This window comes from Bacillus sp. JFL15, assembly GCF_001184225.1.
GTDB classification, from domain to species: domain Bacteria; phylum Bacillota; class Bacilli; order Bacillales; family Bacillaceae; genus Bacillus; species Bacillus siamensis.
On sequence record NZ_KQ236689.1, the window covers coordinates 2,954,362 to 2,970,118 of the forward strand.

17 protein-coding genes are annotated in these 15,757 nt (G+C 46.7%); 14 read left to right on the forward strand and 3 right to left on the reverse strand.

What is annotated here, in order from left to right; all coding sequences use genetic code 11:
- Positions 1-12 precede the first annotated feature (12 nt).
- The 12 genes from AD710_RS14885 to lepB all read left to right on the forward strand — a co-directional run bounded on the left by AD710_RS14885 (position 13) and on the right by lepB (position 11,130).
- A complete protein-coding gene (locus tag AD710_RS14885; RefSeq protein ID WP_049628400.1) occupies positions 13-1,305 on the forward strand; it encodes a molybdopterin molybdotransferase MoeA in 1,293 nt (430 codons plus the stop codon).
- Positions 1,266-1,787 (forward strand): molybdopterin-guanine dinucleotide biosynthesis protein B, encoded by a 522-nt coding sequence (gene mobB, locus AD710_RS14890; RefSeq protein WP_049628401.1) that lies wholly within the window; start codon positions 1,266-1,268, stop codon positions 1,785-1,787. Before AD710_RS14885 ends, mobB begins: the two co-directional genes overlap by 40 nt.
- Positions 1,788-2,258: a molybdenum cofactor biosynthesis protein MoaE gene (locus AD710_RS14895; protein WP_045926916.1), complete on the forward strand. Its 471-nt coding sequence runs from the start codon at positions 1,788-1,790 to the stop codon at positions 2,256-2,258.
- Positions 2,255-2,488 carry a molybdopterin converting factor subunit 1 gene (moaD, locus tag AD710_RS14900; protein ID WP_015417377.1) on the forward strand — a complete coding sequence of 78 codons (234 nt, stop codon included), beginning with the start codon at positions 2,255-2,257 and terminating at the stop codon, positions 2,486-2,488. The genes AD710_RS14895 and moaD overlap by 4 nt, the downstream gene beginning before the upstream one ends.
- Positions 2,489-2,831: 343 nt before the next feature.
- Positions 2,832-3,530 (forward strand): YknW family membrane protein, encoded by a 699-nt coding sequence (locus AD710_RS14905; protein ID WP_047475231.1) that lies wholly within the window; start codon positions 2,832-2,834, stop codon positions 3,528-3,530.
- Between the two features lies 1 nt (position 3,531).
- Positions 3,532-4,668: an efflux RND transporter periplasmic adaptor subunit gene (locus tag AD710_RS14910; RefSeq protein ID WP_045926919.1), complete on the forward strand. Its 1,137-nt coding sequence runs from the start codon at positions 3,532-3,534 to the stop codon at positions 4,666-4,668.
- Entirely contained in the window at positions 4,669-5,361 is a 693-nt protein-coding gene (locus AD710_RS14915; RefSeq protein ID WP_049628402.1) for an ABC transporter ATP-binding protein, read from the forward strand.
- Positions 5,358-6,551, forward strand: a complete 1,194-nt coding sequence (locus AD710_RS14920; protein WP_049628403.1) for an ABC transporter permease — start codon at positions 5,358-5,360, stop codon at positions 6,549-6,551. Before AD710_RS14915 ends, AD710_RS14920 begins: the two co-directional genes overlap by 4 nt.
- A gap of 284 nt (positions 6,552-6,835) precedes the next feature.
- On the forward strand, positions 6,836-7,591 hold the full coding sequence (locus AD710_RS14925; RefSeq protein ID WP_016936280.1) for a DeoR/GlpR family DNA-binding transcription regulator: 756 nt from the start codon (positions 6,836-6,838) through the stop codon (positions 7,589-7,591).
- Positions 7,588-8,499 carry a 1-phosphofructokinase gene (gene pfkB, locus AD710_RS14930; RefSeq protein WP_016936279.1) on the forward strand — a complete coding sequence of 304 codons (912 nt, stop codon included), beginning with the start codon at positions 7,588-7,590 and terminating at the stop codon, positions 8,497-8,499. Before AD710_RS14925 ends, pfkB begins: the two co-directional genes overlap by 4 nt.
- Positions 8,500-8,513: 14 nt before the next feature.
- Positions 8,514-10,418 carry a PTS fructose transporter subunit IIABC gene (locus tag AD710_RS14935; protein ID WP_045926923.1) on the forward strand — a complete coding sequence of 635 codons (1,905 nt, stop codon included), beginning with the start codon at positions 8,514-8,516 and terminating at the stop codon, positions 10,416-10,418.
- Positions 10,419-10,512: 94 nt separating this feature from the next.
- On the forward strand, positions 10,513-11,130 hold the full coding sequence (gene lepB / locus AD710_RS14940) for a signal peptidase I (protein WP_395940959.1): 618 nt from the start codon (positions 10,513-10,515) through the stop codon (positions 11,128-11,130).
- A 37-nt stretch (positions 11,131-11,167) separates the two neighbouring features.
- Here the strand turns inward: lepB and AD710_RS14945 are convergent, their stop codons facing one another.
- Complete coding sequence (locus AD710_RS14945; RefSeq protein WP_015239771.1) at positions 11,168-11,437, reverse strand: hypothetical protein; 270 nt, start codon at positions 11,435-11,437, stop codon at positions 11,168-11,170.
- 163 nt (positions 11,438-11,600) lie between these two features.
- Here AD710_RS14945 and AD710_RS14950 point away from each other — a divergent pair, with 163 nt between their 5' ends.
- Positions 11,601-13,220: an ABC-F family ATP-binding cassette domain-containing protein gene (locus AD710_RS14950; RefSeq protein WP_016936276.1), complete on the forward strand. Its 1,620-nt coding sequence runs from the start codon at positions 11,601-11,603 to the stop codon at positions 13,218-13,220.
- Positions 13,221-13,330: 110 nt separating this feature from the next.
- Positions 13,331-14,239, forward strand: a complete 909-nt coding sequence (locus AD710_RS14955; RefSeq protein ID WP_049628404.1) for a ketopantoate reductase family protein — start codon at positions 13,331-13,333, stop codon at positions 14,237-14,239.
- A gap of 29 nt (positions 14,240-14,268) precedes the next feature.
- On the opposite strand, the gene AD710_RS14960 is transcribed toward AD710_RS14955, so the two are convergent.
- The gene (locus AD710_RS14960) at positions 14,269-15,501 is read right to left on the reverse strand and encodes an aminopeptidase (RefSeq protein WP_049628405.1); all 1,233 of its coding nucleotides are present in this window, start codon (positions 15,499-15,501) and stop codon (positions 14,269-14,271) included.
- Between the two features lie 100 nt (positions 15,502-15,601).
- Positions 15,602-15,736: a protein YkpC gene (locus AD710_RS19655; RefSeq protein WP_016936273.1), complete on the reverse strand. Its 135-nt coding sequence runs from the start codon at positions 15,734-15,736 to the stop codon at positions 15,602-15,604.
- Positions 15,737-15,757: the final 21 nt, after the last annotated feature.

A 15,757-nucleotide genomic window follows, 5' to 3' on the forward strand; every position in this document is an offset into this window, starting at 1 on the left:
GGAGGTATTGCTATGCTTGAAAAAAGAACGCCGATTCAGGTGGGCGAAGCAGTCCGCCGGGTGAGCCGATATAAAAAACAGGGGGATACCGAATGGGTGGCGCTAGAGGACAGCCTTCACCGCTATTTGGCGGAAGATGTTAAGGCAGACCATGATGTGCCTGCCTTTGACCGTTCTCCGTATGACGGTTTTGCCATCAGGGCGTGCGATTCAAAGACGGCTTCCCGTGATAATGCCGTCACGTTTGAAGTCATTGACCATATCGGAGCCGGCGCCGTGTCAGAAAAAGAGCTCGGACCGTATGAAGCGGTCCGTATTATGACAGGGGCGCAGATTCCAAAAGGCGCGGATGCCGTAGTGATGCTTGAGCTGACAAAAACGCACTCTGAAAACGGCACGGATTACATGTCGGTAAAACGCCCTTTCCATGCGGGTGATAATATTTCATACCAAGGAGAAGATGCGAAAAAGGGCAGCTCGCTTTTAAAAAAAGGAACGAAAATCACGCCGGGCGTCACCGCTCTTTTGGCAACCTTCGGCTACGCTTCTGTTCCTGTGGTGAGAAAGCCGGTGGTCGGAATTATCGCCACGGGAACCGAACTTCTTCATGTAAGCGATCCGCTTGAACCGGGGAAAATCCGCAACAGCAACGCGGCCATGGTGTATGCCCAGATCGTTGAAGCGGGTGCAGTGCCGCTGAACTTAGGCAAAATTTCCGATGATTTTGATGACAGTTATGCGGCGGTGAAGGAAGCCATGAAAAAAACCGATTTTCTGATCACGACCGGCGGTGTGTCAGTCGGTGATTTTGATTTTCTTCCTGACATTTATGCTAAGCTTGGAGCGGAAGTTTTATTTAACAAAGTGGCAATGCGCCCGGGGAGTGTGACAACTGTCGCACGGGCTGATGACATGCTGCTGTTCGGCCTTTCAGGCAATCCGTCGGCATGTTACGTCGGTTTCACTCTGTTTGTCAAACCGATGATTCAGTCTTGGCTTCTGAATGAAAAACCTCACGCCGGATGGGCGGAAGCCGTGTTAACAAACGACTTTCCGAAGCCGAATCCGTTTGCGAGATTTGTGAGGGCGTTTGTTTATCATAAGGACGGAAAGATGATGGCGTCACCGGTCGGTCTCGACAAATCAAGCTCAGTCACATCTCTTGCCGAAGCAAACGCGTTTATCCTTCTGCCGGGAGGAACGAGAGGATATGAAGCGGGACGGACGGTTCACGTGCTTCTCATCCGCGATGAGAATGGAAGTGAGTGGCCGTGGTCAATTCTTTCCCGATCGTCCAGATCGTAGGGTTTCAAAACAGCGGTAAAACAACGTTTATCGAACGTATACTGAGAGCGGCGCCGAAAGAATGCACGGTTGGATGTTTAAAGCATCACGGACATGGCGGAGAGCCGGAACCTTTTTCTGACGGAAAGGATTCAGAGCGCTTATCAAAAGCCGGTGCCGCGGTTACGGCAGTAGAAGGGGACGGGGTCTTGCAGCTGACGGCGCGAAAAAAATGGGATCTGGCTGGTTTGATCGGCCTGTATGAATATTTGGGAATCGACTGTCTTCTCATTGAGGGTTTTAAACATGCGCCGCATCCGAAAATCATTATAATTAAAAGCAGCGAAGATTGGCAAAAGCTGAAGCATTTGGAGCGCGTGCTCGCGGTTGTCAGCAGAAGTACGGAGCATATGCCTGCAGATGCGGGCATACCCGTATTCCATGCGGATGATCCGGCTGCCATTATGTTTGTGCTTTCGCAGCTGAAAGGGGGATCTGCATAAATGGAACGTTTTCAAATTACAAGGGAACCTATCATTGCGGAAAATATCGTAAAAAAAGTTGAAAAGCGCGAAGCCGGGGCCATCACAACGTTTATCGGCACGGTCAGAGAGTGGACTGCCGGACGGCGGACGGTGCGTCTTGAATATGAAGCATATGAACCGATGGCTGTTCAAATGCTTTCTCAAATCGGCGATGAAATCAGCGCGAAATGGGAGGGAGCCGAAGCTGCGATCACTCACCGCGTCGGCGTCCTTGATATCGGAGAAGCAGCGGTCGTAATCGCCGTGTCTTCTCCGCACAGAAAGGCGGCATATGAGGCGAATGAATATGCCATTGAACGGATAAAACAGATTGTTCCGATTTGGAAAAAAGAGATCTGGGAAGACGGCGAAGAATGGATAGGCGATCAGCTGGAAACGACGCCTTATCCGAACGGAAAACCGGATTTAAATAAAGGGGAATCACGATGATTAAAGTACTTTTGTTTGCCGGACTTGCGGAGCAGGCGGGAACGCCGGTCATTGAACTTGACGAAAAGGAGGCGGCAGCGTCTGCTGTAAAAACGCTGTTAAAAGAACGATACGGCCTTCAGACGATAGACAATGCCATGATCGCAATCAATGAAACTTACGTAAAAGATAACAGCATCGTAACAGAAGGCGATACCATTGCCTTTATCCCGCCTGTAAGCGGAGGGTGAATAAAAGCCGGATGTGCATCATTGCCATCCGGCTTTTTTGCACAGTACGCCGATAACATCGGCAAGAAAGGCTGAATTCCAGGGGGAGACCAAATGGAATTTAAAGGGGATTTTTAATTGTGCGGTTTTCTTTACATACACAGGCTTAAAACGGCGTCACACAAGATTTTTAGCCTGCTTTCATATCAGTCCGGCGCTGGTTGTTTTTTACATAATTATGGAACGTACATTTAAGATTTTGTGTTACAATTTAGCATAAATACGCAAACGGCAAAAAAATTGAAACTTTTATAAGCCGGATGCGTACGTATAAACAGAATAATACATAGGAGGCATCAGCAATATGGAACCAAATCTGGAAAAAAACAATACGGCAGTAACGGAAAAGCCGTCAATTTTCGGCGTCATTACAAGTCCAGTTGTGCAGTTTAAAAGACTAAGAGAACACCCGGTCATCGGCCTTCCTCTCCTGATTGTCATCATTCTCGTTGCGGCGGGGAGTATTTTGCGCGGGCTCGGAATGAATTATGAAGAACTGCTGACCAGCTCATCTCTTGACGGATTGACCGATGATCAGATTGAAATGACCAAAACCATCGCGAAATTCGGCTCGATTTTCGGCTCGATTTTCGGAGGCATTATCGCTCTCTTTATCGTGCCGCTTATTTATTGGCTGTGCGTCAAAATTTCAGGCGGCGTGACAACTTATAAAAAAATGCTCTCACTCGGCCTCTTTACTGCATTTATTACTAACATCGGCTTAGTCATTAACGGACTTGTCATTTATTTTGCCGGTGCGGGCTCACTGTACCCTGTCACATCTTTGGCGAGTGTCATACCGGCCGGAGACGGCGTATCGGTCTTTTTAAGCGCGATCGATATTTTCAGCATCTGGAGCTATATTCTGCTCGCTTTAGGTCTGCGCTATACCGGCGGCATTTCTAAAAAAGCAGGCTGGATTTCCGCAATTGTCCTGTTTGTTATTATGCTTTTGGTATCGGCAGTCGGAGGACTGTTAAATTCAGTGGCAGCAGGTGTATAACATGAAAAAACTTTGGATCGGAATCGGCATCGCAGTCATTGTAGCAGTATTCATCAGTATCAATATTTATAAGTCGGCCGCTCCCGCGGGCGGCAGCGCCGGGGAAAAAGTCGATACCGGGACTATGGAAAAAAGAGAAATCTCATCTGCGGTCATGGTTCCGGGAACACTTAAATTCTCCAAAGAACAGTATGTTTTTTATGAAGCGGATAAAGGAACCCTTGATAAAGTAAAAGTAAAAGAAGGCGACAAAGTAAAAAAGGGATCGTCGCTAGTCACTTATACAAACGAACAGCTCAACCTTGATAAAGAGCAAAATGAGTTGACAGAACAATCAAAACGGCTGCAAATGGAACAAATTCAAGAAAAACTACAAGCCTTAAACAGTAAAGAAACAGATCTGGCAAAACAAGCGGGAGAAGCGGAAGCCAAAAAACAAATTGAATCCGAACGGACTGATCTGCAGCTACAGCAAAAAACGGCTGAAATTGAATTAAAGCAATCTGACCTGCAAAAGCAATCTCTTGAAAACCAGGTGGCGAACCTCAATGTCAAGAGTGAGATGGACGGGACGGTTATCTCGGTAAATCAAGAAGCCGCTTCTAAGAAATCGGATATTCAAGAACCGGTAATACATATAGGCGATCCGGAACACCTGATCGTTGCTGGCAATTTGTCTGAATACGACACACTGAAAGTGAAAAAGGGACAAAGCGTTACTATTACCTCAGACGCCATCCCGGATAAAACATGGAAGGGAAGGGTGACGGCTGTCGGTCTCGTTCCGGAACAAAAGTCAGGAGCTGCTTCTGGTGAAAGTACGGAACAAGCCGTGCAGTATCCGTTTCAGGTCAAGCTGATCGGAAAGCTTCCGGAGGGCAAACCGGGGTTTAAACTCATTATGAACATTGAAACCGACAAGCGGAAAGCCGATACGCTGCCGTCCTCCGCAGTCAAAAAAGACGGAGATGAGCACTGGGTCTTTACGGTAAAAGACGGGAAGGCCAAACGCGTGAAAGTCAAAGTGGGCGACACCTCGAATCAGTTAACGGAGATAAAAGAGGGACTTTCAAAGAATGATAAAGTCATTCTGAATCCGGCTGACGGTTTGACTGACGGAACGGATGTGAAAGCATAGATGATTCAGCTTTCAAAGGTGAAAAAAAGCTATCAGATCGGCAAGGAAACGTTTGATGTCCTCCGTTCAATCGACCTGACGATTGAAGAAGGGGAATATGTATCCATTATGGGACCGTCGGGATCAGGTAAATCTACGATTATGAATATCATCGGCTGTCTGGACAGACCGACATCAGGCAGTTACAGACTTGCAGGAGAAGATGTATCTTCATGCACGGAAAAAGAGCTTGCGGCGGTCCGGAACAAATCAATCGGATTTGTCTTTCAGCAATTTCAGCTGCTGCCGCGATTGAATGCAAGAAAAAATGTCGAACTTCCCATGATTTACGCAGGTATCGGCAAAAAAGAGCGTGAGGAACGGGCGGAATATGCGCTGGAAAAAGTCGGCTTAGCGGACCGGATGCTTCACATGCCGAATGAGCTGTCCGGCGGCCAAAAGCAGCGTGTCGCGATTGCAAGAGCCATCGTTAACGAGCCGAAGCTTATCTTGGCTGATGAACCGACCGGCGCGCTGGATACGAAAACAAGCATTTCCATTATGGAGCAGTTCACAGAGCTTAATGCAGAGGGCGTGACCGTGGTGCTTGTCACACATGAGCCTGAAGTGGCAGATTGTACAAACAGAGTGATTTTCGTCCGTGACGGCAGTATCGTTTCCCGCGATTCTGAGCAGAGGAGAGTGGGGGAATGAGCCTGTTAGAAAATCTCCGGATGGCTCTCAGTTCCGTCAGAGCTCACAAGATGAGATCGATTCTGACGATGCTCGGCATCATTATCGGCGTCGGTTCAGTAATCGTTGTTGTGGCTGTCGGCCAGGGCGGAGAGCAAATGCTGAAGCAATCCATCAGCGGGCCGGGCAATACAATTGAATTGTATTATCTGCCGAGCGATGAAGAATTAACAGCCAATCCGAACGCTTTGCAGCAAGCGAGTTTTACAGAAGAAGATATTAATGGATTAAAAGGAGTGGAGGGCGTAAAGCAGGTTGTCGCTTCCGCTGTAAAATCAATGACGGCCCGTTATCATGAAGAAGAAACGGACATTACGCTGAATGGCATTAACAGCGGCTACACGGACGTAAAAAAGCTGGACGTTCAGGATGGGCGGACATTTACGGATAACGATTTCCTTTCCGGGAAAAGAGCGGGCATCATCTCGAAAAAAATGGCTGAAAAGCTGTTCGGGAAAACATCTCCGCTCGGAAAAATCGTCTGGGCCGGCGGACAGCCCGTAGAAGTAATCGGTGTATTAAAAGAAGAGAGCGGATTTTTATCACTAGGGCTCAGTGAAATGTATGTTCCGTTCAACATGCTGAAAACGTCTTTCGGCACAAATGACTACAGCAACGTTTCGATTCAGACGGAATCCGCTGACCAAATCAAAATAACTGGAAAAGAAGCGGCCCGCCTCTTAAATGACAATCACGGCACAAAAGAGGCCTACCAAGTCATGAATATGGAAGAAATCGCCGCGGGCATCGGTCAGGTCACGACCGTCATGACGACAATCATCGGTTCGATCGCCGGTATTTCTCTCGTCGTCGGCGGAATCGGGGTCATGAATATTATGCTCGTATCGGTAACGGAACGGACAAGAGAAATCGGCATCCGCAAATCGCTCGGTGCCACGAGAGGACAGATTCTGACACAATTCTTAATTGAATCCGTTGTGCTTACTTTAATCGGCGGCTTAATCGGAATCGGTCTCGGCTACGGGGGAGCATCACTCGTTTCCCTTATCGCGGGCTGGCCGTCGCTCGTTTCCTGGCAGGTGGTTTGTATCGGCGTGCTGTTCAGTATGCTGATCGGTGTCATCTTCGGTATGCTGCCGGCCAACAAAGCATCCCGCTTAGATCCGATTGAAGCGTTACGGTATGAATAGTGAAACCTCCCCATGCAGTCCGCATGGGGTTTTTTCTGTGTTTTAAAGATTGAATGAATATAATAGACTTTTTTCATTTATGATAAAAAGAAATGTCATACAATTGTCCCCCTTTTTGTCGAATTTACAGTTTACAAACCCTATGTACATACGTTAATATGAACAAATGTGAAAGATTTTGATAGTTATTGAATGAATTTGAGTGATTTTAGTTGCTCGAAGTAAAAAAAGCGTTTACAATAATCTTGTAGGTGAAATGAATACGTTTTCAAAGGAGGCGGAATATGCTCACTCCTGAAAGGTATCAGCTGATCCTTGATCAGATTGAAAAGCGTGACGTGGTAAAGATTCAAGAGCTGATAAGCATGACAAACGCTTCTGAATCAACAATCAGAAGGGATTTATCAACGCTTGAAGAGCGCGGGTTTTTAAAGCGCGTTCACGGCGGGGCATCTAAGCTTTCCAACAGCCGGCAAGAACCCGATATGCTTGAAAAATCCTCCAAAAACCTTCAAGATAAGCTGAAGATTGCAGAAAAAGCGGCATCTTTATTAGAAGAAGGTGACTGTATTTATCTTGATGCGGGAACAACTGCATTGCATATGATTGATTTTATAGATCAAACAAAGGACATTGTGGTTGTCACAAACGGAGTTATGCATATCGACGCTTTAATAAGGAAAGGGATCCCCTTTTATCTTCTCGGAGGATATGTGAAGCATCGAACAGGTGCGATGATCGGCGGCGCCTCATTATCGGCGGTCAGCCAGTACCGGTTTGACAAAAGCTTTCTCGGAGTGAACGGCGTGCACATTGAAGCCGGTTTTACAACACCCGATCCGGATGAGGCTCTTCTGAAGACAAAGGCTGTGAGACAGGCGAAAAACGCGTATGTTTTAGCCGACCCTTCCAAATTCGGCGAGATTTCTTTCGCAGCGTTCGCCGCTTTGGGCGATGCCGTTATCATTACCACTGAATCTGAAGAACTTGCATTCGATAATTACCAAGAAAAAACTGTCGTAAAGGTAGTGAAATCATGATTTACACTGTAACCCTCAATCCGTCTGTTGACTATATCGTTCACGTTGAAGATTTTGCCGTAGGCGGTTTAAACCGTTCCAGCTATGACACGAAGTACCCCGGCGGGAAAGGCATTAATGTTTCGAGATTACTGAAAAGACACCATGTGCCGTCAAAAGCATTGGGGTTTGTCGGCGGATTTACCGGAAATTATATCACGTCATTTTTGCAGCAGGAAGGTCTGGAAACAGCTTTTTCTGAGGTGGATGAAGACACGCGTATAAATGTAAAACTGAAAACGGGCGATGAAACGGAAATTAACGGTCAGGGCCCGACGATTTCAGACGAAGTGTTCAGTGCCTTTTTAGAACAGTTCTCCGCTCTGAAAGAAGGAGACATCGTCGTTTTAGCGGGAAGCATCCCATCTTCTCTTCCGCATAACACGTATGAAAAAATTGCTGAGGCATGCAGAAAGCAGAATGCCCGGGTTGTGGTAGACATCTCTGGTGAAGCGCTTATGAAAGCGACAGAAATGAAACCGTTTTTGATGAAGCCGAACCATCACGAGCTTGGCGAAATGTTCAATACGGTTATTGACTCAGCCGAAGCAGCCGTTCCGTACGGCAAAAAATTAATTGAACAAGGCGCTGAACATGCGATAGTTTCGATGGCTGGCGACGGTGCGCTTTTATTTACGAAAGAGGCGGTTTTCCTCGCTAATGTTCCTAAAGGAAAGCTGGTCAATTCCGTAGGCGCGGGTGATTCCGTTGTTGCGGGATTCCTTGCGGGAATCTCAAAACAGCTGCCTTTGGAAGACGCGTTCCGTTTAGGTGTTGCTTCCGGAAGCGCGACGGCGTTTTCTGAGGAGCTCGGAACTGAAGAGTTTGTACAGCAGCTTCTTCCTGAAGTTAAAGTCACACGTCTATAGAGGAGGAAAGAAAAGTGAAGATAACTGAGCTGTTAACAAGGGATACAATTCATCTCAATATAGAAAGCAAAGAGAAAGAAAACGTTATCGATGAAATGGTGACAGTGCTTGACAAAGCCGGCAGATTAAATGACAGAGAGGCTTACAAAGCAGCCATTTTAAATCGTGAAAGCCAAAGCTCGACGGGAATCGGCGAAGGCATTGCCATTCCTCACGCGAAGACGGCGAGCGTCATTAACCCGGCCATCGCATTCGGACGTTCAAAAGAAGGTGTGGACTATGAATCATTAGACGGTCAGCCGGCACACCTGGTCTTTATGATTGCGGCAACCGAAGGAGCGAACAATACGCACCTTGAAGCATTATCAAGACTTTCAACGCTTCTCATGCGTGAAGAAATCCGCAAACAGCTTCTTGAGGCTGAATCAGAAGATGCGATCATTGACATCATCAATCAGCATGACAAAGATGACGATGAGGAAGAAGAAGAGCAGGAAGAACAGGCAGCGCCGTCAGGAAAGGGCAAAATTCTTGCGGTTACTGCATGTCCGACAGGTATCGCCCATACATTCATGGCTGCTGACGCACTGAAAGAAAAAGCGAAAGAGCTCGGCGTCGACATTAAAGTAGAGACAAACGGCTCAAGCGGAATCAAGCATAAGCTGACGGCTCAGGAAATTGAAGATGCGCCTGCGATTATCGTAGCGGCTGATAAACAGGTTGAAATGGAGCGCTTTAAAGGCAAACATGTTCTTCAAGTGCCCGTAACGGCCGGTATCAGACGTCCTCAAGAACTGATTGAAAAAGCCGTTAATCAAGATGCGCCGATTTACGAAGGCAGCGGCGGAGGATCTGCCTCTTCTAATGAAGACGGCCCGAAACAGAAATCAGGCACAAGCATCGGAAGCACTTTCTATAAACACTTAATGAGCGGTGTCAGCAACATGCTGCCATTTGTCGTCGGCGGCGGAATCCTCGTTGCGATTTCATTCTTCTGGGGAATTCATTCAGCTGAGCCGAAAGATCCGACATACAATACGTTTGCTGCAGCGCTGAACTTTATCGGCGGCGATAATGCGTTAAAACTGATCGTTGCCGTTCTTGCCGGATTCATCGCAATGAGTATTGCGGACCGTCCGGGATTTGCGCCGGGTATGGTCGGCGGATTTATGGCTACGCAGGCGAATGCCGGATTCTTGGGCGGACTGATTGCCGGTTTCTTAGCCGGTTATGTTGTAGTCCTGCTGAAAAAGCTGTTTGTCTTTATTCCTCAGACTCTTGACGGATTAAAACCTGTATTGATTTATCCGCTGCTCGGTATTTTTATCACCGGTGTCCTGATGCAGTTTGTCATTAACACACCTGTAGCAGCGTTTATGAATTTCTTAACAAATTGGCTTGAAAGCCTTGGAACCGGAAACCTTGTCTTAATGGGGATTATTTTAGGCGGTATGATGGCTATCGACATGGGCGGCCCGCTCAATAAAGCGGCGTTCACTTTCGGGATTGCGATGATCGGCGCCGGAAACTATGCCCCGCACGCAGCCATCATGGCGGGCGGAATGGCTCCGCCGCTTGGAATTGCACTGGCGACAACATTCTTTAAACATAAATTCTCTAAACGTGACCGTGAAGCCGGTATTACGTGCTACTTCATGGGAGCTGCTTTCGTTACAGAAGGCGCCATCCCGTTTGCGGCGGCTGATCCGCTTCGCGTCATCCCTGCAGCCGTTATCGGTTCTGCGGTAGCGGGCGGACTGACAGAGTTTTTCCGGGTAACGCTCCCTGCACCGCACGGAGGAATATTCGTTGCATTCATTACGAACCATCCGCTGCTTTACTTAATGAGCATCGTAATCGGAGCGGTTGTAACGGCGGTTATCTTGGGAATCGTCAAAAAACCGGTAGTAGAGAAATAAGCAAAAAGCGTCCTTTACGGGCGCTTTTTTCAATCATATGCGCATAGAAGCGTTATGTATTTTGTGATGAGTTGTGATAAAGTAAAGATAGTACATGAACCGTAACAGTGATCGTCTAGGAGGAACCACGTTGACTGAAGAACAAAAACCTACTTCTGAAAAATCGGTAAAAAGAAAATCCAACACGTATTGGGAATGGGGAAAGGCCATCATTATAGCGGTCGCTCTTGCGCTTTTAATCCGCCATTTCCTGTTTGAACCGTACTTAGTGGAAGGATCATCAATGTACCCGACATTACATGACGGTGAAAGGCTGTTTGTCAACAAAAGCGTCAATTATATCGGAGAAATCGAGCGGGGGGACATCGTCATTATTAACGGCGATACATCGAAAGTCCATTATGTAAAGCGGCTCATCGGAAAACCCGGAGAAACGGTGGAAATGAAAAATGACACGCTTTATATAAACGGCAAAAAAATCGATGAACCGTACCTCGCGAGCAATAAAAAAGAAGCGAAAAAACTGGGAGTCAACCTGACGGGAGATTTCGGCCCCGTAAAGGTTCCGAAAGGCAAATACTTCGTCATGGGCGACAATCGGCTGAACTCAATGGACAGCCGGAACGGACTCGGTTTAATTGCCGAAAAACGGATCGTCGGCACCTCGAAGTTTGTGTTCTTCCCGTTTCATGATATGCGTCAGACAAAATAAAAACGCCGCGCTGCCCGATTCGGACGGCCGGCGTTTTTTATTTGGCAAACGAGGCGGCGATGGCAATGAACATTACCGTGGCCAGCACTGATCCGACAATGGCCAGAACGCTGAAAAAAAGATTCACCTGCTGCTTCTCTTTGCCGCGTTTTTCAAGCATCCGTTTTGAAAAGAGATGCGAAAACGTGTAAATGAGGGCGATTCCGACGTACAAGCCGATGTCACGTGCGGTAAAGCCTGTGACGGCCAGAAAAACCCCGGTAAAGAAAATCATAAGACAATATTCTGTGAGTGTTAAAAGCTTCAACTTGTTCCTCCGTGATGAATATGTATATATATCTATTGTATCACAGGGCTTCGGGTTTGGCGCTTGCGTCTTTTCAAAACCCTTATATTCGCAGGGAAACATTTCTCTTCCCCTTTATTCATGGTATACTTTTATTGATGTTAGACACGATGGAGGATTATAAATGATTGCTGTAAATAATGTGAGCTTGCGTTTTGCGGATCGCAAGTTATTTGAAGATGTCAATATTAAATTTACGCCGGGCAATTGCTACGGATTAATAGGCGCAAACGGTGCCGGAAAATCAACATTCTTGAAAATTTTATCCGGTGAACTGGAGCCTCAGACCGGCGATGTCCATATGAGCCCGGGCGAACGCCTTGCCATCCTGAAGCAGAACCATTTTGAATATGAAGATTACGAAGTTCTGAAAGTCGTCATTATGGGACATAAACGTTTATACGAAGTCATGCAGGAAAAAGACGCGATTTATATGAAACCGGATTTTTCTGATGAAGACGGCATCCGCGCCGCTGAGCTTGAAGGAGAGTTTGCGGAATTAAACGGATGGGAAGCTGAAAGTGAAGCCGCTATTTTGTTAAAGGGTCTGGGCATCTCTGAAGATCTGCATACGAAGAAAATGGCGGACTTAGGCGGTTCAGAAAAGGTGAAAGTGCTTTTGGCACAGGCGCTGTTCGGCAAGCCGGACGTTCTGCTGCTTGATGAACCGACGAACCACTTGGATCTGAAAGCGATTCAGTGGCTGGAAGAGTTTCTGATCAACTTTGAGAACACAGTCATCGTCGTATCCCACGACCGTCACTTTTTAAATAAAGTGTGCACACACATCGCCGATCTTGATTTTAATAAAATTCAAGTGTATGTCGGCAACTATGATTTCTGGTATGAATCCAGCCAGCTTGCATTAAAGCTTTCTCAGGAAGCCAATAAGAAAAAAGAAGAGCAGATTAAACAGCTTCAGGAGTTCGTGGCCAGATTCAGTGCCAACGCCTCTAAATCAAAGCAGGCGACGTCAAGAAAGAAACTCCTTGATAAAATTACGCTTGATGATATCAAACCGTCATCACGCCGTTATCCTTATGTCAATTTCACGCCGGAACGCGAGATCGGAAATGACGTGCTGCGGGTAGAAGGCTTAACGAAAACGATTGACGGCGTTAAGGTGCTTGATAACGTCAGCTTTATTATGAACAGAGAAGACAAAATCGCGTTTACGGGCCGCAATGAGCTTGCCGTTACGACATTGTTCAAAATCATTTCCGGGGAAATGGAAGCTGACAGCGGCACATTCAAATGGGGCGTCACCACTTCTCAGGCGTACTTCCCGAAAGACAACAGCGAATATTTCGACGGCAGCGATGCGAACCTTGTAGACTGGCTCCGCCAATACTCGCCGCATGACCAAAGCGAAAGCTTTCTGCGCGGCTTCTTAGGACGCATGCTGTTCTCTGGGGAAGAAGTCAACAAAAAATCAAACGTTCTTTCCGGAGGAGAAAAAGTGCGCTGCATGCTTTCAAAAGCGATGCTTTCCGGCGCGAACATTTTAATTTTGGATGAACCGACAAACCATTTAGACCTGGAATCCATTACAGCGCTTAACAACGGTTTAATCAGCTTTAAAGGCGCTATGCTGTTTTCATCTCATGACCATCAGTTTGTACAGACAATTGCCAACCGCATCATTGAATTAACGCCTAAAGGCATCGTTGACAAACAAATGTCTTATGACGAATTTCTTGAAAATGCGGATGTGCAGAAAAAGCTTGAGGAGCTATACGCGTAATAAAAAAGCAGAGGAGACTCTGCTTTTTATTTGTGAAAAAAGTTTTCAATCTTCTGACTTCCCGTTACAATAAGGAACATATGAATTGAAAAGAGACGGAGGAATGCATCATGAAGTTTTTAGTTGTCGGAGCAGGGGGAGTGGGCGGTTATATCGGCGCACGTCTTGCAGAGAAGGGAAATGACGTTACGTTTCTCGTCCGTCAGAAGCGGGCGGAACAATTAAAAGAGACGGGATTGACTGTCAAAAGTGCAAATGGTGATGTTTCAATCAAGCCGAAAATAATCATGGCGGGCGAAGAAGGAGAGTTTGACGCCTTTATCATCGCATCAAAAGCGTATTCTTTGCAGGACGTCATTCGGGATGTCAAACCGTTTGTCAAACCTTCGTCGGTCATTATTCCTTTTTTAAACGGGTACAGGCACTATAACGAGCTGTTCGAAGCTTTTTCAAAACGGCAGGTGTTAGGAGGCCTCTGCTTTATTGAGAGCGCCCTTAACGAAAAAGGGGACATTCTTCATACGAGCGCTGCCCACCGCTTTGTGTTCGGTGAATGGAGCGGGGAACGCACAGAACGTATAAATGAGCTGGAAAAAGCGTTTGCGGGTGTGAAAGCGGATGTCATCATCAGCCGGGATATTGAAAAGGATATTTGGAAAAAGTACATGTTCATTGCCGCGCAGGCGGGAGTAACCACTTTGTTTCAACAGCCGGTCGGACCGATTTTAGATACAGAAGGGGGCCGCAATACGGCAAAGCGTCTTTTTTCAGAAATCGGAGCCATTTTCAAGGCTGCGGGCATTCCGAAGGACGCTGACCTTGAAGAAGAGAGTTATCGTACGTTGACAAGCATGTCTTATCACATGAAATCGTCGATGCTGAGAGACATGGAAAATGGCCGGGTGACAGAAGGTGATCATCTACACGGTTTTCTGCTTGAGAAAGCGAAAGGCTTGTCAGTTGATACCCCTGTTTTGGAAACTGTCTTTGCCAACCTGCAAATGTATGAAGCAAAATAAAAAAGGAGGCCGAAGCGCCTCCTTTTTTATTAAAATGCCCAGTTTCCGTTTCTGAAGATCGGTTCTCTTTTGCCGTCAGCTGTAATTCCGTCGATATTCATATCTTTGGAGCCGACCATGAAATCTACGTGCGTAATGCTTTCATTTAAGCCCTCTTTAACAAGCTCTTCCCGTGTCATTTGTTTGCCGCCTTCGATATTAAAGGCATACGCGCTGCCGATCGCCAAGTGGTTTGATGCATTTTCATCATACAGTGTGTTGTAAAATAAAATATTCGATGTTGAAATCGGTGAATCGTACGGCACTAAGGCCACTTCTCCGAGATAATGCGAGCCTTCATCGGTTTCGACAATGCCTTTTAAAATCTCCTCGCCTTTTTCAGCTTTCACATCAACGATGCGGCCGTTTTCAAAGGTAAGTGTAAAGTTATCAATAATGTTGCCGCCGTAGCTCAGCGGTTTCGTGCTGGAAACTGTGCCGTTCACCCCGTCACGCTGCGGAAGAGTGAAAACCTCTTCTGTCGGCATGTTGGCCATGAATTCGTGCCCGCTCTCATTAACGCTTCCCGCGCCTGCCCATACATGTTTTTTCGGCAATTCAATGGTTAAGTCAGTTCCTTCAGCTTGATAATGCAGGGCGCTGTAATGTTTTTTGTTCAGGTGTTCCACTTTCTCATGAAGGTTTTGATCATGTTTTTTCCATGCTTCCACAGGATTTTCTTCATTTACGCGGGTCGTTTTGAAAATTTCTTCCCATAAAAGCTGAACGGCTGTTTCTTCCGGTTGATCCGGGAACACTTTTTTCGCCCAGCCTGTTGAAGCGGCTCCGATCACCGTCCAGCTGACCTTATCTGATTGAATATATTGTCTGTATGTATGCAATGCTTTTCCGGCGGCTTTTTGGAACGCTGCAATCCGTTTCCCGTCAGTGCCTTTTAACAGGTCGGGGTCGGATGAGACGACAGAAATAAACGCAGCTCCTTTTTTCGCGAGCTCTTCTTTGCCTTTCGCTTCCCATTCAGGATATTCTTCAAACGCTTCAAACGGAGCCATTTCGTATTTTAATCTGGACAATTCATCGTCCTGCCAATTTACGGTGACGTTTTTTGCGCCTTTTTCATACGAATGTTTAGCCAGCAGTCTGACAAGTTCCCGGACATCGGTTGAGGCATTGATTACGACATGCTGTCCTTTTTGGACATTGACGCCGACTTCCACCGCCAGCCGAGCATATGTATTTAACTTTTCAGTAAACGAACTCATCGTTCATTCCTCCTCATCGGTTTTTCTCATCATATCAAATATCGCCTCATAAAGAAAAGAAAGGAGCGTAAATGAAAAAGACACAGCCTTTGCTGCGTCTTTACGGATGATTCAGTTTTACGGTGCTGCCGGCCGGAGAATGGGGCATATTGGCCAGCGAAATGCTCATACCCCCCAAAATAATTCCGCTTAAAATGACAGCTACCGCTACGCGTCTTCCCACATCTCTAAGCATATGCTTCCTCCTTAATGTTTC